This is a genomic window from Nosocomiicoccus sp. HMSC059G07 (assembly GCF_001815515.1).
Classification (GTDB): domain Bacteria; phylum Bacillota; class Bacilli; order Staphylococcales; family Salinicoccaceae; genus Nosocomiicoccus; species Nosocomiicoccus ampullae_A.
The window spans coordinates 1-368 of the sequence record NZ_KV820875.1 but is presented as its reverse complement, the minus strand read 5'-3'; the positions used below and the strand labels follow the sequence as shown (position 1 = coordinate 368).

At 41.0% G+C, this 368-nt stretch carries 1 pseudogene; it reads left to right on the top strand.

What is annotated here, in order from left to right:
- Positions 1–368: pseudogene (locus tag HMPREF3029_RS08370) on the top strand (excinuclease ABC subunit B); the annotation flags it as partial.

Sequence of the window (368 nt, the reverse complement as noted above, 5' to 3'; positions counted from 1 at the left end):
GATCGAACGTATTGAAAAAGAATTAGAAGAACGTTTAAAAGAATTACGCGATGAAGACAAATTACTCGAAGCTCAGCGACTTGAGCAGAGAACGAATTACGACTTAGAAATGATGAGAGAGATGGGCTTTACGTCAGGAATCGAAAACTATTCGGTTCACTTAACGTTACGTCCACTTGGGAGTACACCGTATACACTGCTCGATTACTTTAAAGACTTCGTTATTATGATCGATGAGTCGCACGTGACACTCCCTCAAATTAGAGGAATGTATAACGGAGACCAAGCGCGTAAACAAGTGCTCGTCGATCACGGGTTTAGATTACCGTCAGCGTTAGATAACCGTCCGTTAAAATTTGAAGAATTTC